The 19272-nt window shown below is 72.0% G+C and carries 17 protein-coding genes; 8 read left to right on the top strand and 9 right to left on the bottom strand.

Annotation, left to right across the window (positions count from 1 at the left end; genetic code table 11):
- Window positions 1-114 precede the first annotated feature (114 nt).
- Window positions 115-447 (top strand): hypothetical protein, encoded by a 333-nt coding sequence (locus ACFPLC_RS05995; protein WP_378235726.1) that lies wholly within the window; start codon window positions 115-117, stop codon window positions 445-447.
- Here the strand turns inward: ACFPLC_RS05995 and ACFPLC_RS05990 are convergent.
- The 5 genes from ACFPLC_RS05990 to ACFPLC_RS05970 form a co-directional block, all read right to left on the bottom strand.
- On the bottom strand, window positions 444-905 hold the full coding sequence (locus tag ACFPLC_RS05990; RefSeq protein ID WP_378188942.1) for a DUF4291 family protein: 462 nt from the start codon (window positions 903-905) through the stop codon (window positions 444-446). The two genes, ACFPLC_RS05995 and ACFPLC_RS05990, sit on opposite strands and share 4 nt — an antisense overlap.
- Window positions 906-962: 57 nt before the next feature.
- Window positions 963-1568, bottom strand: a complete 606-nt coding sequence (locus ACFPLC_RS05985) for a DUF4291 domain-containing protein (RefSeq protein ID WP_378188940.1) — start codon at window positions 1566-1568, stop codon at window positions 963-965.
- Between the two features lie 213 nt (window positions 1569-1781).
- On the bottom strand, window positions 1782-5528 hold the full coding sequence (locus tag ACFPLC_RS05980; RefSeq protein ID WP_378188939.1) for an ABC transporter ATP-binding protein: 3747 nt from the start codon (window positions 5526-5528) through the stop codon (window positions 1782-1784).
- Between the two features lie 96 nt (window positions 5529-5624).
- Window positions 5625-6506: an ABC transporter permease gene (locus ACFPLC_RS05975; protein WP_378188938.1), complete on the bottom strand. Its 882-nt coding sequence runs from the start codon at window positions 6504-6506 to the stop codon at window positions 5625-5627.
- On the bottom strand, window positions 6506-7567 hold the full coding sequence (locus ACFPLC_RS05970; RefSeq protein ID WP_378188937.1) for an ABC transporter ATP-binding protein: 1062 nt from the start codon (window positions 7565-7567) through the stop codon (window positions 6506-6508). Before ACFPLC_RS05970 ends, ACFPLC_RS05975 begins: the two co-directional genes overlap by 1 nt.
- A gap of 471 nt (window positions 7568-8038) precedes the next feature.
- Between ACFPLC_RS05970 and ACFPLC_RS05965 the strand changes: the two genes are divergently transcribed.
- From ACFPLC_RS05965 to ACFPLC_RS05955, 3 genes are read left to right on the top strand one after another with little or no spacing between them, the layout of a single operon-like run.
- The gene (locus ACFPLC_RS05965) at window positions 8039-8716 is read left to right on the top strand and encodes a response regulator transcription factor (protein ID WP_378188935.1); all 678 of its coding nucleotides are present in this window, start codon (window positions 8039-8041) and stop codon (window positions 8714-8716) included.
- Window positions 8709-10061: a sensor histidine kinase gene (locus ACFPLC_RS05960; RefSeq protein WP_378188934.1), complete on the top strand. Its 1353-nt coding sequence runs from the start codon at window positions 8709-8711 to the stop codon at window positions 10059-10061. The genes ACFPLC_RS05965 and ACFPLC_RS05960 overlap by 8 nt, the downstream gene beginning before the upstream one ends.
- A 45-nt stretch (window positions 10062-10106) precedes the next feature.
- Window positions 10107-11222, top strand: a complete 1116-nt coding sequence (locus ACFPLC_RS05955) for an acyltransferase family protein (protein WP_378188933.1) — start codon at window positions 10107-10109, stop codon at window positions 11220-11222.
- A gap of 1 nt (window position 11223) precedes the next feature.
- Here ACFPLC_RS05955 and ald read toward each other — a convergent pair whose 3' ends face one another.
- Entirely contained in the window at window positions 11224-12339 is a 1116-nt protein-coding gene (gene ald, locus ACFPLC_RS05950) for an alanine dehydrogenase (protein ID WP_191315161.1), read from the bottom strand.
- Window positions 12340-12511: 172 nt separating this feature from the next.
- Here ald and ACFPLC_RS05945 point away from each other — a divergent pair, with 172 nt between their 5' ends.
- Together ACFPLC_RS05945 and ACFPLC_RS05940 are read left to right on the top strand one after the other, a co-directional pair.
- The gene (locus tag ACFPLC_RS05945; protein WP_378188932.1) at window positions 12512-13447 is read left to right on the top strand and encodes a zinc-binding dehydrogenase; all 936 of its coding nucleotides are present in this window, start codon (window positions 12512-12514) and stop codon (window positions 13445-13447) included.
- Window positions 13444-13869 carry a pyridoxamine 5'-phosphate oxidase family protein gene (locus ACFPLC_RS05940; protein ID WP_378188931.1) on the top strand — a complete coding sequence of 142 codons (426 nt, stop codon included), beginning with the start codon at window positions 13444-13446 and terminating at the stop codon, window positions 13867-13869. Before ACFPLC_RS05945 ends, ACFPLC_RS05940 begins: the two co-directional genes overlap by 4 nt.
- Before the next feature lie 640 nt (window positions 13870-14509).
- Here the strand turns inward: ACFPLC_RS05940 and ACFPLC_RS05935 are convergent.
- Entirely contained in the window at window positions 14510-15250 is a 741-nt protein-coding gene (locus tag ACFPLC_RS05935) for a zinc metalloprotease (RefSeq protein WP_378188930.1), read from the bottom strand.
- Between the two features lie 9 nt (window positions 15251-15259).
- Here ACFPLC_RS05935 and ACFPLC_RS05930 point away from each other — a divergent pair, with 9 nt between their 5' ends.
- Window positions 15260-15469 carry a hypothetical protein gene (locus ACFPLC_RS05930; protein ID WP_378188929.1) on the top strand — a complete coding sequence of 70 codons (210 nt, stop codon included), beginning with the start codon at window positions 15260-15262 and terminating at the stop codon, window positions 15467-15469.
- A 121-nt stretch (window positions 15470-15590) separates the two neighbouring features.
- On the opposite strand, the gene ACFPLC_RS05925 is transcribed toward ACFPLC_RS05930, so the two are convergent.
- Window positions 15591-17147 carry a PucR family transcriptional regulator gene (locus ACFPLC_RS05925; RefSeq protein ID WP_378188928.1) on the bottom strand — a complete coding sequence of 519 codons (1557 nt, stop codon included), beginning with the start codon at window positions 17145-17147 and terminating at the stop codon, window positions 15591-15593.
- Between the two features lie 50 nt (window positions 17148-17197).
- On the opposite strand from ACFPLC_RS05925, the gene ACFPLC_RS05920 reads away from it, so the two are divergent.
- The gene (locus ACFPLC_RS05920; RefSeq protein ID WP_378188927.1) at window positions 17198-17674 is read left to right on the top strand and encodes a class I SAM-dependent methyltransferase; all 477 of its coding nucleotides are present in this window, start codon (window positions 17198-17200) and stop codon (window positions 17672-17674) included.
- A 7-nt stretch (window positions 17675-17681) separates the two neighbouring features.
- Here the strand turns inward: ACFPLC_RS05920 and rdmE are convergent, their stop codons facing one another.
- Window positions 17682-19232 carry an aklavinone 12-hydroxylase RdmE gene (gene rdmE, locus ACFPLC_RS05915; protein WP_378188926.1) on the bottom strand — a complete coding sequence of 517 codons (1551 nt, stop codon included), beginning with the start codon at window positions 19230-19232 and terminating at the stop codon, window positions 17682-17684.
- Window positions 19233-19272 lie beyond the last annotated feature (40 nt).

The following is a 19272-nucleotide window of genomic DNA, read 5'->3' as shown; positions in this document are numbered from 1 at the left end:
TGTGATGGAACCGGCCTGTGTGAGGCGTGGCGCACTAGGGTATCGGTCACTGACTCGATCAAGATGTGCTAAGGGAACCTTAAGCGCTGGACCGGGTACAGGGTTCTCGGCCTCTTGGTTTCCGGTTCGCTCCGCGTCCGGCCGACGTTCACCGGCGCGGGTTCTGCTGGGCGGATGTGGCTGGTCGAATGTCCGTCGTTCTGGGACCAGGGGCTGGTGCGGCCGCTGGTCACCGAGTCCGGCGCGGTCGTGCTCCGGTGCGACTCGTGCGCCGCCGTCTGGCCCACGCTGGCCGACTTCGAAGAGATGGAGTGGGTCGAGCCGGGTGAGCCGGACTGGCTGGTCGGGGCGGGGGTGCACGTCCGGCCGGGGACGGTCCGGTGGGCGTCGCGGCCCGACGTCGAGGCGGCCGGGCTGGGGTCGCTGGCCTGGCGGGCGCTGCCTTAGGGCGTCGGGTACGGCGGCTCGTGGGGGACGAGCTTGACGGCCAGGTGCAGCTGGTCGGTGGCCAGGAGCCCGGCGATGTCGCGCATGACGGGGGTGACGTCGGTGACGGCGGTGATCCACTCGTCGGCGAGCTCGTCGTGCAGCCGGATGGCCTGGAAGTTCAGCGGCGTGTGGTCGAGATCTCGCTCCGGGACCCATTCGACGTGCCCCTGGAGGGCCTGTTCGAAGCCCTCGCGGGTGAGGTCGATGGCGAGGATGCGCTCGTGGCCGGGCTTGCGGCCGTTCTCGCTGTCGTAGGCGGCGAGCCGGAACGACGGCGTGACCGGCCCCGCCCCGCCCCGCTGCTCCTCGAGCGCGGCATCGGCGACGGCGGGCGGGCAGGACCGGTAGACCCGGACGGTCGTGTCGGTCTGCGCCGCCCGGACCTGCCGGTCGGGAACCCGCTTCTCTTCGAACATGCCCGCCATGCTCCCAGTGACCCGGGCCACCCGGCCACGGACTTTCGTGCTGCTTCCTCAGCCGGTCGCGTCGATGGCTTCGGCGAGGCCGGGGCTTAGTAGGTACGGGGGCTCGTGGGGGACGAGCTCAGTGGCCAGGTGCGGCCGGTCGGTGGCTAGGAGGCCGGCGATGTCGCGCATGACGGGGGTGACGTCGGTGATGGCGGTGATCCACTCGTCGACATAGTGATCGACGGCCTCGCCGCTCAGGCCGATTTGGATGGCGCGGAAGTTCAGCGCCGTGTGGCCGAGGTCTCGCTCGGGATCCCACTGGATCCGGACCGGGCTGGTCTTGAGCTGCTGCTTCCAGGCGGCCGCGTCCTGACCGCGGCGCGGTTTGCTGAGCGCGGCGTTGGCGAGGGCCCATTCGAAACCGTCGCGGGTGATGTCGATGGCGAGGACGCGTTCCTGACCCGGCTTGCGCCCGTAGCCGCAGCGGTAGGCCATCCAGCGGAACGAGGGCTTGATCCACGTCATCCGCTCCCGCTTGAACGGCGCGACGAAGGTCTGCTTCTCGAGCGCGGCGTTGGCGATCTCGGGCGAGTAGGCCTGGTAGACCCGGAGGGTCGTCTCGGTCTGCACGGCCCGGATCTGCCGGTCGGGAACCCGCCTCTCTTCGAACATGCCCGCCATGCTCCCAGCGATCCGGGTCACCCGGCCACGGACTTTTCGTGCGCAAGAAGGCATCACGCGTGATCCGAGAGGCATCGCCCGTGATTGGAGGGGCATCACGCGTGATTGGAGGGGCATCACGCGTGATTGGAGGGGCATCGGCGTGATGCCTTCTCAATCACGGGTGATGCCTTCCTGATCACGGGTGATGCCCCTTTCCGCACGTCAGCCGAGGGACCAGAGGCGGGCGTAGGGGCCGTTGGCCGCCAGGAGCTCGGCGTGGGTTCCGGTTTCGACGATCCGGCCGTGGTCGAGGACCACGATGCGGTCCGCGCGGGCGGCCGTGGCCAGGCGGTGGGCGACCACGAACGTCGTGCGGCGGCGGGCGACCGTCTCCGTGGCGCGCAGGACCGCGGCCTCCGTTGACGGGTCCAGGGCCGCGGTGGCCTCGTCGAGGAGGAGGACGTCCGGATCCACCAGCTCCGCGCGGGCCAGGGCCACCAGCTGGCGCTGGCCCGCCGACAGCGAGCGGCCGCGCTCGCCCACCGGCTGCAGGAAGCCCGACGGCAGGGCCGCGACGCCGTCCAGCGCGCCCACCGCGCGGACCGCCGCCTCGACCTCGGCGTCCGTGGCCGACGGGCGGCCGTAGCGGACGTTGTCGGCCACCGTGCCCGAGAACAGGTGGGCCTCCTGCGGCACCACGCCCATCCGGCGGCGGAGCCCCGCCAGCTCGTACTCGCGGACGTCCGTGCCGTCGATCCGGACCTCGCCGCCGGTGACGTCGTAGTAGCGCGCCACCAGCTTCACCGCCGTCGACTTGCCCGCGCCGGTCGCGCCGACCAACGCGATCGTCTCGCCGGCCGCGACGTCCAGCGAGAACTGCTCCAGCGCCTTGCCCTCCGCGCCGGAGTAGGCGAAGTCGACCTCCTTGAACGACACCTCGCCGCGCAGCCGGGACGGCACCGCGACCGCGTTCTCCGCCGCCGGCACCGACGTCGGCGTCCGCAGCAGGTCGCCGATGCGGTTCAGGCCGACGCTCGCCTGCTGGTAGCCGTCGAACACCGCCGACAGCTGCTGGATCGGCGAGAAGAACTGCTGCAGGTACAGCAGGAACGCGAGCAGCACCCCGGCCGACAGCGTGCCCGCCGAGACGCGGTTCGCGCCCACCACCAGCACCGTCGTCGTCGCCAGGTCCGACAGCAGCGCGACCAGCGGGAAGTACGTCGCCACGTACCGCTGGGCCCGCAGCCGCGAGCGCCGGTAGTCGTCGCTGCGCGAAGCGAACGCCTCCGCGGAGCGGTCTTCGCGGGTGTACGCCTGCGCGACGCGCAGCCCGCTGACGTTCTCCTGCATGTCCGCGTTCACGACGCTGACCCGCTCGCGGGCCTCGTTGTACGCCTTCGACGCCGACCGCCGGAAGATCACCGTGGCCACCGCCAGCACCGGCACCATCGCCAGCGCGTACAGCGCCAGCCCGGCGTCGGTGACCAGCAGCGCGGTCGTGATCCCGGCCAGCGTCAACGCGCTCACCACCGCGGTGGCGAGCCCGGTCTGCAGGAACGTCGAGAGCGCGTCGACGTCCGTCGTCATCCGGGTCATGATCTTCCCGGACAGTTCCCGCTCGTAGTAGTCCAGCCCGAGCCGCTGCAGGTGCGCGTAGCTGCGGACGCGCAGCGCGTACAGCACCGTCTCGCCCACCCGCGACGTCAGCCGCGTCTGCGCGAACACCACCAGCCAGTCCGCCGCGATCACCGCGGCACCGATGCCGGCGGCCAGCCAGATCATCCACTCGACACCGGCGCGGACACCGTGGTCGACGCCGAACTGGTACAGCCCCGGCAGCGCGATCGACGCCAGCGCGTCCGCCGCCACCAGCGCGATCACCAGGGAGAGGGGCCCGCGGACCGGGCGCAGCAGCCCGGCGAGCCGGAACCTCGGGTCGGGCGCGGTGACGTCCACCCCCGGCAGCCGTGGTTCGTCGACGGCGGCCGGCAGCTTGCGCACACCCTCGATCAGCTCCGGTGTCGGCGGCACGTCGAGGCCGCCGCCCCCGCCTACGAACCCGCTGCTGTTCGGGTCGCCGCTGCGCATCCGCGCGGCTTCGGCCAGTGCGTCGACTTCGTCGTGGTTCTCGTCCCGCGGCCACAGCGACGGCGTGACGCCGTCCTGGCCGCAGTCCAGGCCCTCGCAGCGGTGCTTCTCCTCGACGTCGTCGCCCGGGCCCGCCACCAGCTCGCGGAACAGCGGGCAGCGCGCCAGCAGCTCGGCTTCGGTGCCGACGTCGACGACACGGCCTTCGTCGAGCACCGCGATCCGGTCGGCCAAGGCCAGCGTGGACCGCCGGTGCGCGATGAGCAGGGTGGTCCGGGTCGCGGTGACCGACCGCAGTGTGTCGTGGATCGCCGCTTCGGTGACGGTGTCGATGGCCGAAGTCGCGTCGTCGAGGACGAGGATCCGCGGGTCGGTGATCAGCGCCCTGGCCAGCCCGAGCCGTTGCCGCTGGCCGCCCGAGAGCGTCAGCCCGCGCTCGCCGACCAGCGTGTCGTAGCCGTCCGGCAGCGCGCGGATGAAGCCGTCCGCCTCCGCCGCACTGGCCGCCGCGACGATCTCCTCCTCGGTGGCGTCCGGACGGCCGTACGCGATGTTGTCCCGGATCGACGAGGAGAACAGGAACGCCTCTTCGAAGACCACCCCGATCGCCTGCCGCAGCTGCCGCAGCGGGACATCGCGGACGTCGAGGCCGCCGACCCGCACCGCACCCTCGTGGACGTCGTAGAACCGCGGCAGCAGCAACGAGATCGTCGACTTCCCCGAGCCCGCGGTGCCGACCAGCGCGAGCGTTTCGCCCGGGTTCGCGCTGACCGACAGCCCGTCGAGCACCGGCTCGCTGCGCGTGTAGCCGAACCGGACGCCGTCCAGTTCCACGCCCAGCGGCCCCTCCGGCAGCGGCCGCGCGTCCGGCGCGTCGACCACCTCCGGCTGCGCGTCGATCAGCTCGTACACCCGCTCGGCGCCGGCCCGGGTCAGCTGGGCCTGCACGACCAGGCCGGACAGCATCCGGGCCGGCCCGATCAGCGTCGCGAGGTAGGTGGCGAAGGCGAGGAATGTGCCGAGCGTGATGGACCCGTTCAGCGCGAGGACGCCGCCGATCCCGAGCACGGCGACCTGGCCGGCGGCGGGCAGCGCGGCGGTGGTCGCCGTGGGGACCGCCGACAGCTTCGCCGCGCGGAGCCGCTCCCCGAACAGCTTGCGCGCGGTCGCTTCCAGCTTCGAGACTTCCCGCGTCTCCTGGCCGAAGCCCTTGACCACGCGGACGCCGGTGACCGTCTCTTCGACCTGCTGCGCGACATCGGCCGCGCGCTGCTGCGCCGACCACGTCGCCGGGAAGAGGCGCTTGCGGCTGCGGGTCACGATGATGCCGACCGCGGGCGTGACGACCAGCGCGATCAGCGTCAGCACCGGGGACAGCCACAGCATCGCGACGAACGACAGCAGCGCGAAGACGACCGAGCCGAACGACAGCGGGACCTGCATCAGGATCCCGGTGACCAGCTGCAGGTCGGAGATCGCGCGCGAGGCGACCTGGCCGGTGCGCAATGCGTCCTGCTTGCCGCCGTCCAGCCGCGAAACCGCGTTGAAGACGCGCTGGCGCAGATCGTGCTGCACGTCGAGGGCGAGCTTCCCGCCCAGGTAGCGCCGCGCGAACGCGGTGCCGAAGGCGACCAGCTGCAGCGCGACCAGGAACCCGGCGATCCCGGGCAGCCCGCCCGTCTGCCCGGCCACCGCGTCGTCGACCGCCGTGCGCACCAGCAACGGGCTCGCGGCCTGCACCCCGACGCCGAACGCGGCGGCGAGCAGCGACAGCACGACGAGCACGCGGTGCTCCCAGGCCGCGGCGGACAGCCGCCGGATCCAGCCGGCTGTCTCGGCCTGTGGGAGCTCTTGACGGGAGCGGGGCGGAGCGATGGTCACGTTGTGACAGTAAGCGCCACCACCGACAAAATATTTCCCGGAATGCGGAGAAGGCCACCTCGAGCAGCTCGAGGTGGCCTTCCGCGGGGTCCGGGACTACGTGATGTCGCGCTTCTGGTTGCCCGCCCAGCCGAGGCCGAAGAAGAGCATCGTCCACGCGAAGAAGATCAGCGCCGAGGCCCACCACGAGAGCACGCCGGGCGCGCCCGCGGCCAGCTGCAGGCCCAGCGCCGACCAGTGGTCGACCCCGCCGGGCAGGCTCAGCGAATTGATCTTGAAGGCGTCCGCCGCGATCCCGCCCACGATCCCGTTGGCGGTGCCGTTCGGCAGGATCCCGCCCAGGATGTCGGCCGGTCCCCAGAGCGAAATGACCAGCACGTTCTCGACGATCAGGAACCACACCAGGAACAGCACGACCGCCAGCGGCACGCTGCGCAGCACCGCGCCGAACCCGATGCCGAACAACGTCACCAGCACCGAAGCCAGGATCGTCCCGCCGACCGCGGCCAGCCACTGGCCCGTGCTGGGCCACCGGCTGGAATCGACCGAGGCCATCACCGCGATCGCCGAGACACCGGCGCTCACCACGCCGTAGATGGCGCCCCAGCCCACGTAGGTGAGCATCTTCGCGGTCAGCGCCGTCACCCGGTTCGGTGCGGTCAGGAACGTCGTCGTGATCGTCTTGCTGCGGTACTCGCCGGCCAGCGCGAACACGCCGAACAGGCCGGGGATCAGCTGCGCGATGTTCACGCCGTGCGCGAACGCCAGCAGCCCGACCGGCAGCTCACCCGCCTCCAGGCCGACCGCCCTGGCGATCTCGCGGGCGTCGGAGCTGCCGATGTAGTCCACGAAGTTGTTCGTGATCTTGCCCCACGCGAACGTCAGCCAGAACGCCACCAGCGCCAGCGGGATCAGCAGCACCCACCACGTGTTCAGCGACAGCGTCTTGCGGAACTCCGCCTTGATCAGGTTGCCCATCACTGCTGCGGTCCTCCCCAGTACTGCTGTTGCTGCTGCGGGCCCGAAGGCGGGCCCTGCTGGTAGTGCTGCTGCGGCGGGTAACCGGGCGGCGGCCCCTGGTACTGGGCCTGGTACGGCGGAGGCTGCGGCGGGTACCCGGGAGCACCGCCGGTGTACTGGCCCTGCGTCAGCTGGAAGAACATCCGCTCCAGATCGGCGTGCTCCTCCTGCATCCCGTAGACCGCGATCCCGGCCTTCGCCGCGATGTCACCGATCTGCTGGACACTCGACCCGGCGACCGCGACCCGGCCGTCCGGCGTCGGCGAAACCCCGGTGATGCCGTTGTCCTGCAACGCCTTCACCAGCGCCGACGGGTCCGCCGGCTGCACCAGCACCCGGGACTGCTGGCTCTTGCGCAGCTGCTCCAGCGGGCCGTAGTACCGCGTGACACCCTGGCTGATGATCACCACCTGGTCGATCAGCTGCTCGACCTCGTTGAGCAAGTGGCTCGACACCAGCACCGTCCGCCGCTGCTCCCGCGCGTAGGAACGCAGGAAGTTGCGCAGCCACAGGATGCCTTCGGGATCGAGGCCGTTCGTCGGCTCGTCGAGCACCAGCACCTGCGGATCGCCCAGCAACGCCGTCGCCAGCGCCAGCCGCTGCCGCATGCCGAGCGAGAACCCGCCCGCCTTCCGGTCCGCGGCACTGCCCAGGCCCACCAGGCCGAGCACCTCGTCCGCGCGCCGGTCCGGCACCCCGATGGCCGCCGCGTACACGCGCAGGTGGTTGCGCGCCGTACGGCCCGGGTGGAACCCCTCGTTCTCCAGAACCGAACCCACCACCCGCGCCGGATTCCCCAGCTGCGAGTGCGGCCGCCCGTTGATCGTCGCCATCCCCGATGTGGGGGTCACCAACCCGAGCAACATGCGCAACGTCGTCGTCTTGCCGGCGCCGTTCGGGCCGAGGAAGCCCGTCACCGAACCCGGCTCGACCGTGAAGCTGAGGTTCTGCACGGCGTTCACGGCGCCGAACTGCTTGCTCAGGTTCTGCACCACAATCCGGCCACTGCCGTCGTGCATACCGTCCCCTAACGTTCCCCGCTGATGCGGCGTCATCCTGCCCTACCGGCGGCGCTCGCGCGCACGGAACGCCCGAGAGCGACCTTCGTCACTTTCCGCTACCGGCCACTACCGGCTCCGGGGGCGCTGACCAGAGGATTCGCGACCCCCGCCAGATCAACTTGGTAAAGAATTCGTTCGACTTGCCGACCCGGTGCAGCCAAGTCCACCAAAGCCCTCTAAGCTAGGACTCGGCGGCCCGCTCCCAGTGACCCCCAGGCTGGTTGAGCGGGTCGCCCCTTCGTCTCTGCATCGCGGCTTCGCCGCTCATGTCGACTTCGTCGTATCTCCCGGGGGCCGAGCCCCCCGGACCCCCACGGTGCCTCTTGCTCGGCTTCCAGCCCTGCCGCGGCCTGGTGTCCCGGCTGGTGCGCGGGATCCGTGTTGTGGTCGTGGCCGGTTATGGCTGGTGGGGTGTGGCATCGTGGCGCGGTGCGGATCTTGCTTGTGGAAGATGAACGGCGGCTGGCCGAGGCGCTGCGGGCCGGGCTGAGTGCTGAGGGGTACGCCGTCGATGTTGCCCACAACGGGCGGGATGCGCTCTGGCACGCCACTGAACATCCCTACGCCGCCATTGTGCTCGACATCATGCTGCCCGGGCTGAACGGCTACCGCGTCTGCCGGCGGCTACGGGACCGGGGGAACACCACCCCCATCCTCATGCTCACCGCCAAGGACGGCGAGGACGACGAGATCGAGGCCCTCGACACCGGAGCCGACGACTTCCTGCCCAAGCCCTTCTCCTACGGCGTCCTGCTTTCCCGGCTGCGCGCACTCATCCGGCGTGGCGGCGCCACCCGTCCGGGCGTCCTCAAACTGGGGGACCTCGAGCTCGACCAGGCCAGCCGGACCTGCCGGCGCGGCACCGCCGACATCACCCTCACCGGCAAGGAATTCGCCCTCCTCGCCTACCTCATGCAACGGCCAGGGCAGGTCGTCACCAAGACCGAACTGCTCGACAACCTCTGGGACTTCGCCGCTTCCGCGACCGCCAACCTGGTGGAAGTGCACGTCAGCGCGCTGCGGCGCAAGATCGACGTCCCGTTCGGGGCCGAGACCATCCGGACCGTCCGCGGTGCCGGCTACCACGTGGTGACCGCGGGTGCCTGACTTCCGGCGCTCCACCCGGTTCCGCGTCGCCGTCACGGCCTTCGCCGCGTCCGCCGTGGCGCTCGGGGCGGTGTCCGTGTGGTTCGTCCTCCAGGCGCGCAGCCGCCTCGAGAACACCGCCACCCAGCTCGCCGACGCCCACGCCGACGCCATCGTCCAGCTCCTGAACACCGGCGCCCGGCCCGCCGACCTCGCCCTCCTCGTCCGCGACTCGATCTACGAAATCAAGGACAAGTACGGGAGGTCGGTCGCATCCTGCCCGGTCCTGCGCGAAGCGACGCTGGCCGCCTACGACACCGAAGTCACCCTACGGCCCTACCAGTACGACCGGTCCGCACCGGCGTCCGTCGGCTGCGCGCCCGAGCTGCGCGGGCTCGACGAAGACGTGACCCTGCACGTCGTCCACGACGTCAGCGGCGACAGCAAGTACGACGTGTTCGCCGGTGTTCAGCTCGATCCGGAGGGGCTGGCGGCGGTCGATTCCGTCCGCACCGCGCTCACCTTGGGTGTACCCGCGGTCGCGCTGCTCATCGGCGTCATCGCCTGGCTCGCCGTCCGCCGGTCGCTGCGCCCGGTGGAGGCCATCCGCGGCGAGGTCGCCGAGATCGGCGCGCACGACCTCGGCCGCCGCGTCCCGGACCCGCGCACCGGCGACGAGATCGCGCGGCTGGCCGGGACGATGAACACCATGCTCGCCCGGCTCGAGGAGGCCGTCACCCGGCAGAGCCGGTTCACCTCCGACGCGTCGCACGAGCTGCGCACCCCGCTCGCGTCGCTGCGGACCCAGCTCGAGGTGCTCCTGGCCCACCCCGACCGGCTCGACTGGCGGCAGTCCTGCGAAAACGCGCTGCTCGACGTCACCCGGCTACAGGACCTCGTCGCCGACCTGGTGCTGCTCGGCAAGCTCGACCACGCCGGGCCGGACCGGCTCGAACCGGTCGCACTGTCCGAAGTGGTCCGCACGGTCGCGGCGGGCCGAGCGGAGATCGAGGTGACCGGAACACCCGTGGTGCGCGGCCACCGGTCGCGGCTGGAACGGCTGGTCCGCAACCTGGTCGACAACGCGCAGCGGCACGCCGTCGCCCGCGTCGCCGTCACGGTGTCCGCTGTGGACGGACAGGCGGTGCTGACGGTCGACGACGACGGCCCTGGCATCCCGGAAGCCGACCGCGAGCGGGTCTTCGACCGCTTCGTCCGGCTGGACGACGCCCGCGACCGCGACGAGGGCGGCTCCGGACTGGGCCTGGCGATCGTCGCCGACATCGCCCGCGCCCACGGCGGCACGGCGGCGGTCGAGGGCCGCAGCCGTTTCGTCGTCCGGCTGCCGGAGCTGAAGACGTCTTAAGCCCGCTTCAGGCCCGGTTCAGCGACCAAGATCGACGCTGCGGGCATGAAGATCTCCTGGCAGCCTCTCGACCACGCCGGATACCGGGCCTCGTCGTGGTTTCCCGGCCTGACCGGCGTGCGTGCGCTCGCCGCGCTGGCCGTCGTGTTCTTCCATTACGGCGGCCCGGTCGTCGACCGCCTGCAGGGCTGGATCGCCGTCCAGCTGTTCTTCGTGCTGTCCGGCTTCCTGATCACCACGCTGGCGCTGCGCGAAGAGGACTCCGCCGGCCGGGTTTCGCTGCGTGGCTTCTACGTCCGTCGCGTCTTCCGGATCATGCCGGTGTACTTCCTGCTGCTGGGCCTGACGGCGCTGGCCGTCACGCTCGCCGGGGCTTACCGGAGCAGCCGGCTCGCCGACGCGATGCCGTTCTACCTGGTCTTCGGCAACGAGCTCGTGGACTACAACACGCCGTACCCGACGTCGTGGTCGCTGGGCGTGGAGGAGAAGTTCTACCTCGTCTGGCCCGCCCTGCTCGTGCTGACGTCGTTCGCCCGCACCGGCCGGACCGCGCTGCGCCTGCTGCTCGCCGGGGGTGTGGTGACCGGTGTCCTCTTCGGAGCGTTGCCGCTCGCGCCGTCGCAGCGGTGGGCCGAGCTCAGCGTGCACTACTGCTCGCTGGTCGTCGGCTGCCTGCTCGGGCTGGCGCTGCACCACCCGCGCGGGTTCGCCGTGTTCCGGCCGCTGACCAGCCCGGCCGCGGCGGTGCTGGTGGCGCTCGGATTCGGCGTGCTGCAGCTGTCGGTCAAGCCGCTCGGGCAGCGGTTCGGCGGGCACTGGCAGTTCGTCGTCCCCGTCTACGCGGCGGGGTCCGCGCTGCTGCTCGTGGCGGTGCTCGCGCAGGGTCCGGTCCGGCGGGTGCTCTCGAGCCGTCCGCTGAAGTTCGTCGGTGACCGGTCGTACGCGCTCTACCTGGCTCAGACCGGAGCGGCGGGCGTGACCGGCCTGGTCCTGCCGACCGGACTGGGCAAGGCCGTCGCGACCTCCGGCGTCGCGCTGCTCTTCGCCTGCGGGCTGCGGCGGTGGGTGGAGCTGCCGTCGATCGCCTTCGGGCGGCGGCTGCTGGAGAAAGGGGAGCGGGCCCCTGCCGCGGTGCGACAGGAGCCCGCTCGGGCGGAATAGCTCAGGCGAGGACGGTGTCCAGCGGCGTGTGCGGCAGGTCGTGGGCCACCGCGACCGGGCCGTTCGTGAGGGCGCCGTCGTGCGTGTTGAGGCCCTTGGCCAGCGCGGCGTCGGCCTGCAGCGCGGCCTTCCAGCCGTGCTCGGCCAGCTGGACCGCATACGGCAGGGTGACGTTCGTGAGGCCGTAGGTCGAGGTCCGGGGCACCGCGCCCGGCATGTTCGCGACGCAGTAGAAGACCGACTCGTGCACGGTATAGGTCGGCTCGTCGTGCGTGGTCGGGCGCGAGTCGGCGAAGCAGCCGCCCTGGTCGATCGCGATGTCGACGAGCACGCTGCCCGGCTTCATGCGGGCGACCAGGTCGTTCGAGACCAGCTTCGGCGCCTTCGCGCCGGGCACGAGCACCGCGCCGATGACCAGGTCGGCCTGCAGCACGGACTCCTCGACCGAGAGCCGGTTCGACGTCACCGTGCGGATGCGGCCGCCGAAGTCGTTGTCGATCTGGCGGAGGCGGTCGACGTTGGTGTCCAGGATCTCGACGTCGGAGCCGAGGCCGAGCGCGACGCGGGCGGCGTTCAAGCCCGCGACACCGCCGCCGATGACGACCACGCGGGCCGGGTGCACGCCGGGGATGCCGCCGGGCAGCACCCCGCGGCCACCGCTGGGCTTCATCAGCGAGAACGCGCCGACCTGCGGGGCCAGCCGGCCCGCGACCTCGGACATCGGGGCGAGCAGCGGGAGGGCGCCGTTCGCGGTCTGCACCGTCTCGTAGGCGATCGCGGTGGTGCCCGCGGCGAGCAGCGCGTCGGTCAGCGGCCGGTCGGCGGCGATGTGCAGGTAGGTGAAGAGGACCTGGTCGCGCCGGAGCCGGCCGTACTCCTCGGCGATGGGTTCCTTGACCTTGAGGACGAGCTCGCCCTCGGCCCAGGTCTCGTCGGCGGTGGCGAGGATCTTCGCGCCGGCGGCGACGTACTCCTCGTCGGTGATGGACGAACCCACCCCGGCGCCGGTCTCGACGAAGACGTCGTGCCCGCGGCCGGCCAGCTCGTGCACCCCGGCCGGGGTCAGCGCGACCCGGTATTCGTGCTTCTTGATCTCACGGGGAACGGCGATACGCACGGTCGGCCTCCTGGGTCGGTCTGCGTCCGGAATCGGTGCGGTGTTGCCACTCACGGTGAACCACCCGGACGGCGGTGTCATCGTGCTGTCCGGACAGTTCTGAGCGGTATTCGTGGTGCTGTCCGGACAAGGCCCTTGACCTCGACTTCACTTGAAGTTGCAGCGTTGGGGCATGCGAGCGGTGTGGTTGAGAGAGTTCGGTGGTCCGGAAGTCCTCATCCCGGGGGAGGCGCCGGACCCGGTGCCCGGGCCGGGGCAGGTGCTGGTCGAGGTGGCGTTCGCGAACACCACGTTCGTCGAGACGCAGTTCCGGGCGGGGGCGCCGGGGCCGTTCCGGGCGGCGCTGCCGGTGATCCCGGGCAACGGCGTCGGCGGCGTGATCAGCGCGGTCGGCACCGGGGTGGACCCGGGGCTGGCCGGGCAGCGGGTGGTCACGTCGACGGGCGGCTCGGGCGGGTACGCCGAGCGCGTCGCGGTGGACGCGGCGGCGGTGTTCGAGGTGCCGCCCGCGCTGGCGCTCGACGCGGCGGTGGCGCTCCTCGCGGACGGCCGGACGGCGACCGGCTTGGTGCATGCGACCAGCGTGCGCCCGGGCGATCGAGTCCTGGTCGAGGCGGCGGCGGGTGGCGTCGGCGGCCTCCTGGTCCAGCTGGCGAAGGCGGCGGGAGCCACGGTGATCGGCGCGGCGGGCGGGCCGGCGAAGGTGGCACGCGTGCTGGGGGCGGACGCGGTGGTCGATTACCTGCGGCCGGACTGGACGGCTTCGGTGGACCCGGTGGACGTCGTGTTCGACGGCGTGGGCGGGCCGATCGGCACGGCGGCGTTCGGGCTGCTGCGCCCGGGCGGGCGGATGGCGGTGTACGGGCTGGCCGGGGGTTCGTGGGCCGAAGTGTCCGAAGAGGACGCTGCGGCCCGCGGGGTCTCGCTCGTGCGCTCGATCGGGTCACCGGCGCAGATGCGGTCGTTCACGGAGTCCGCGCTGGCCGCGGCCGCTTCGGGGAGCCTGGTGCCGGTGATCGGCCAGCGTTTCCCGCTGGAGAAGGCGGCGGACGCCCACGCGGCGATCGAGTCGCGCGCGACGGTGGGGAAGACGTTGCTGGTCGTATGATCGACGCCTTCCTGGCCCGCCCCCTCACGGCGCGGGTGGCGACGGACGGGCCGACGGTCCGGCCCACCTGGTACCTGTGGGAGGACGGCGCGTTCTGGATCCTCAGCGGGCCGTGGTCCCGCTTGCCGGGGCTCGTTCGCGCGCGGCCGCGGATCGCCTTGACGGTGGATGTGTGCGAGCTCGCCACCGGGGAAGTCGTGCAGGTGCTGGCTCGTGGGGAGGCGGAGCTGCGGCCCTTCGACGTGGCGCGGGGGCGGCGGAAGCTGGTGCGGTACCTGGGGGGTGATGAGGGGCGGTGGGATCCGCGGTTTCGTGAGTACCTGCACGGGGATGTCGAGGCGGTCTGGATTCACCTGCGGCCTTCGCGGCTGGTGATGAAGGACCTGAGCTACGAGGCGGGTTTTCCGGGCGGCCGGGCCTGACATCGCGCCCCACCCATCCCTGGGGGACGAGCCCCGCTCAGTCTATCGCCCGGTGCCGACGGTTCTGCCGATTCGAGGGGCTGGGGTCGCGGTTGTCCACAGGCGGCGGAGTTTGTGGACAGCCGGGGCGGCCGGGACAGCCGGGTCGGCGCAGTCGGATGGGGAGGGGCCTCGGCTCGGGAATGTGGACGAGGGTCGCGGTCGCGGGCGGGCTGGCCGTGGTCGGTGCAGCGGATGGGGAGGGGCCTCGGCTCGGGAATGCGAACGAGGGGCGCCGTCGCGGGCGGGCTGGCCGTGGTCGGTGCAGCGGATGGGGAAGAGCCTCGGCCCGGGAATGTGGACGAGGGTCGCCGTCGGCGGGGCGGGTGGCCGTGGTCGGTGCAGCGGGAAAGGGCCTTGGCTCGGGAATGCGGATGGGGATCGTCGTCGCGGGGCGGGCTGGGCGTGACCGGGGGGCGAGTGCGGCGGCAGGCCCGTCCTGGGGGCGGGCCTGCCGTGGTCGGGAAACCCCAAATCGGCAGGTCCACCGAGCGGAAGCAGACCCTAAGACGACAGCGAGTCACCACGCAGCGGAAAGCCGTGAAGGCCCCCTCAAGAGAGAGAAGGCCTTCACGGGTTCCGCCGCGGGAAGACGGACAACTCAGGCGCGGTACGCCGACCACGCGCTCTTCATCCGCGAGGTCTGCCCCGCGGTGAACTCGTACATGCAGCTGTCGTAGCTGTAGTCCATGAAGTTGTGCACCGGGTCCACGCCCGCCGACGAGCAGGTGTCCTTGCTCGCCGGGCAGCCCGACGTCGCCGTGGCTTCGGCCGGGGTGTCCGACACGTAGTCGCCCGAACCGGAGCAGCCGCCCTGGAACGTGTGGTACACGCCCATCCAGTGGCCGACCTCGTGCGTTGCCGTGTCGCCCTCGTTGTAGTTCGTCGCCGAGCGGCCCGGGAGGGACTCGTCGAGGATGACCACGCCGTCCAGCTTCGGCTGCGACTTGTAGTTGGACGGGAACGTCGCCCAGCCGAGCAGGTCGTCGCCGAGTTTGGCCGTGTAGATGTTCAGCGCGTTCGCGCCGCCCTTGCGCAGCGCGTTCTTCATGTTGCGCTCGGCCGAGGTGCCGTCGGTGATGCCGTTGTACCAGGTCGAGTTGTTCGTGTAGTCGGTGCTGACCAGCGAGAAGCTGAAGCCGCTCGACGCGTAGGCGCTGTTCAGGACCGAGATCTGCTTGCTGATCGTCGTCGACGGCAGGTTGCCGGCCGAGCCGCTGGTGATCACGTGGAAGTACACCGGGATCGACACCGCGGCCGCCTGGGCGGACAGCGCCGTGCGCTTGCCGGCCAGCTTGCTCTGCATGTCCGCCTCGATGCGGGCCGCCTCGGCCGGGGACACCGTGTCGGCGTGGCCGTCCTTGCTGCGGTCCGCGGCGTGGTGGGGGTGAAGCAGTCGCCGCTCGGCGCCGCGACGGCGCTTCCGGCTCCTGCGGCCGGGACGACCAGGGCGACCAGGGAGAGCGCGGACACCGCACCCAGCTTGATGGCCTTAGCGAACCGCTCCGAACTGCTCATGGAGGAACTCCTCTGGCAACGACCCGGCTACCCGGGGTGGTGAGGAGAAAATGCGGCACGCGATCTTCGTTATCCACCATCTTTCGGCTGGAAAAGACAATCCGTACCATCGGCGCGATCCATGCGGCCTAACGCATGAGTCCTCCGTTGGGCCGAATGGCCCATCAGCTCCAGCGCAAGGCGACGAGCTGGGTCAGCAGCGCCAGCCGGACGTCGGGGTCGTCGAGGTCCAGCGGCACCAGCTCCAGGAGCTTCCGCATCCGGTACCGCAGGGTGTTCGGGTGGATCCGCAGCTCCCGCGCCGCCGCTCGCGGGTCGCCCGGGTGCCGCAGCCATTCGTAAAGCGTTTCGACGTAGCCGGCCTTGCCCGTTTCGTCGTGCGCGCGCAGGGTGCGCAGCGGGCCGAGCTCGGCGACGCGCGCCGCGGACGCCGCCGTCGCGCCGCGGTGCAGCGTCAGCGCCGTCCAGGCCTCGTCGAAGGCGATCACGCGCTCGGTGAGGATTTCGGCGCGCAGCAGGCCGAGGGCTTCGTCGGCCTGCGCGCGCGACGCCGAGAGGTCGCCGATCCCGCCGGGGGAGCCCGCCGCCGCGCGCGGGGCCCCGCCGCGCCGGGACGCCGGTTGCGCGGCCAGTGCCTGCCGCAGCTCGGCCCAGCCGCCCGGCCCGGGGCGGTCCGGCACCACGGCGTAGAGCAGCCCGCCGAGCTCGGTCGCCACCGGGCGGCTGCCGATGCCCTGCGAAATCCGCTCGAGCAGGGCGAGCCGCAGCCCTTCGGCGTCCCGGCCGTCGCCGCCGGTGACCTCGATGACGACCACCCGGTGCGGCTCGTCGGACAGGTCCAGCTCCGCCATCGCCTTGCGCGGGTTCGCGTTGCCTTCGAGCACCGCGCGCAGCAGCTCGGCGGACGCGCGGCGCTGCGCGTCGGTGTGCGCGCGGCGCCGCAGCAGGTGCAGCGCGACGACCGGGGCGGCGTCGGCGAAGGCGGCCGCGCGCTCGTCCGACACCGGCCCGGCGACCACCGCCCACATCGACCCGAGCAGCTCGCCGCCCATCCGGATCGGCACGATCAGCCGCGGCAGCGTGCCGTCGCGCTGGGCCGGGACGAAGATCGTCTGCCGGCCGCGGGACAGCTCGCGGAACACCCCGCGCGACCGGAACCGCGCGAGCACGTCGTCGGGGATGCGCCGCCCCATGATCGTGGCGACGCGCGCGGGGTCGGTCAGGTCCTGGCGCGCGGAGTAGGCGAGCACGCGCGAGTTGGTGTCCTCGATGGTCACCGGCGCGTCGACGACGCTCGCGACGGCGTCGGCCAGCCGGAAGAGGTCACCGGAACCGGGGTCGAGGTCCTCGGACTCGTCGGCGAGGGCGTCGAGGACGGTCCGCAGCAGCCAGACCAGCTGCGCCCACGACGTCGCCGCGTGCACCTGGATCAGCGCGATCCCGCTGGCCTTCGCGGCCCGCTTCACCGCCGGTTTCGCGGCCAGCGGCGGCTTGAGCAGCACGGCGGCGGCGCCCTGCGCGGCGCTCTGCTTCACCAGCTCGGCGGCATCTTCGGGGCCGGTCGTGGCGACCCCGAGCACCAGGTCGCCCGCGGACAGGGTGAGGGTGCCGCCGGGCTCGGCGATGACGACGTCGGCGACCGCGGGCGAGTCTTCGGGCACCTGGAGCGCGTGCAGCAGCGTCGGCCCCACCCGGTCGACCACGCTGCGCACCGAAACCACCCGAGCATTCTCGCCGAGAAACCCGTGGACGGCTCGGTAGGGTCGGTGCGGTGAGTGAAGCCCGGCGGGTCGTGGAAAGCGGTTACGACCGGATCGCCCAGCGGTACCTCGAGTGGAGCGCGCGGATCCCGGACGATCCGCGGCGGCGGTTCGCCGCGGAGCTGACCGGCCGCCTCGACGACGGCGCCCCGGTGCTCGACCTCGGCTGCGGCGCCGGGGTGCCGAGCACCGCGGCGCTCGCCGAACGGCACGACGTCCTCGGCGTCGACCTCTCCGAGGCACAACTGGCACTGGCGCGGCGGAACGTCCCCGGCGCGCGGTTCCGGCGCGGCGACATGACCGGACTGTCCTTTCCGGACGGCAGTTTCGCGGCCGTGACGACGTTCTACTCGGTGCTGCACGTGCCGCGCGAAGAGGAGCCGGAGGGCCCGGCGACCTTCCACTTTGGGTTTAGGGTGTTCCGGGTGGCGAAGCCCCCGGCCTGGGGCGAAGCCCCAGATGAACACTGGGCGCTCGGCAGGCGCTGAGCGGTGACTAGCGCGAGAGCACCGCCGTCAGGACCCGCCACAGCTCGCCGGCCGGGTCCTCGGCCGGCTCGCGGGATCGCCACGCGACGATCCCGTCGGGACGCACCAGCGAAGCGCCGCCTTCCGAAAGCCCGTAGCGTGCCGCGAAAACGTCGTCCTCGACCACGTGGCAGTCGAGGCGGACGCCCAGCTCCGCCGCGATGTCCGCCGCGGCGGGCCGCCACCGCGAACCGTCGCCCGCGCACAGCAGCACCCACGAATGCCCGAGCAGGTCCACAGTGGACTTCAGGCCGGGCGCCCGGAAGCCGGGCCGTCCGGTCGGCGCCTGGACGTCCTCGACGCGCTCGCCGTCGTCCGGCTCCTCCGAGAGGACCGCCGTCGAGCGGTAGCGGAAGCCGAGCGTGATCGCCAGCTGGTCCTCGGCCTTCGTCAGCCCGGAGACGTCGAGATCGGGGTGCATGCGCTGCTTCATGTTGTGCAGCGACGTGTCGATGACCATCCGCGCGATCGGCCGCCGCTCGGCTTCGTAGGTGTCGAGCAGCGCCGGGCCCGCTTCGCCGCGCAGCACCGCGGCGAGCTTCCACGCGATGTCCGCGGCGTCGCCGACCGCCGTGTTGCCGCCCATCCCGCCGGTCGGCGGGGTCACCTTCGCCGCGTCGCCGACCAGGAACACGCGCCCGGCGCGGAACCGGTCGGCGAGCCGCGCGGCGACCTCCCACGAGCCCGTCCAGACGATCTCCGGCTCCAGGTCCGGCAGGTCGGTGGCGGCGCGGATCATCGCGACCAGCCGGTCGTGGGTGAAGTCGGCCGGGCGTTCGCCGCGCTCGGGGAAGTAGTCCGGCGCGAACACGTACCGGTTCGGCACGTCCGTGTTGACGAACCCGGCGGTGAAGTCCGGGTGCTGCAGGTAGAACAGGTCGGACACGCCGGACTGGACGCGGTCGCCGAGGTCCGCGTCGAACACCACGCCGAGGCAGTGGCTCAGCGCGTCCATCCCCGTGGTCCCGATGCCCAGCCGCTGCCGGATCCCGCTGCGCCCGCCGTCGGCGGCCACGACGTAGTCCGCGCGCACCACGGTTTCCTCGCCGGAATCCCGGTGGCGCAGCGTCGCGGTGACGCCGTCGTCGTCCGGTTCCAGGCCGGTCAGCTCGGTCCGGAACCGCACCCGCGCGCCCGCCTTTTCCGCGTGCGCCAGCAGGATCGGCTCCACGACGTCCTGGCCCGCCATGCCCGCGGGCAGGGTCGTCGACGCCGAGACGTCGAACTCGCTGCCGTCCTGGACGAGCCGGTGCAGCACCCGGCCGGCCAGGCTGGTCGCGACGGTGATCCGCAGCCCCTGCGACGCCCGCGGGCTCGCCGCGAGCACTTCGCGGTCGATTCCCGCCCAGTGGAACAACTCCATGGTCCGCCAGCTCTGCCCGGCGGCGCGCGAATGGACCGACGTCCCCGCGTGCCGCTCGACGGCCAGCACGTCCACCCCGGCCTGCGCCAGGAACAGCGACGCCGACAGCCCGCCCAGCCCGGCCCCCACGACCAGCACCTGCACCCGCTCCGCCACAACTATCTCCCTGCCTGTGAATCTCCCTTGTAGATATCTT

The sequence above is a fragment of the Amycolatopsis plumensis genome, assembly GCF_042652605.1.
Taxonomy (GTDB): domain Bacteria; phylum Actinomycetota; class Actinomycetes; order Mycobacteriales; family Pseudonocardiaceae; genus Amycolatopsis; species Amycolatopsis plumensis.
The sequence above is the reverse complement of the archived record's forward strand: the minus strand, read 5'-3'. Positions and strand labels throughout refer to the sequence as shown.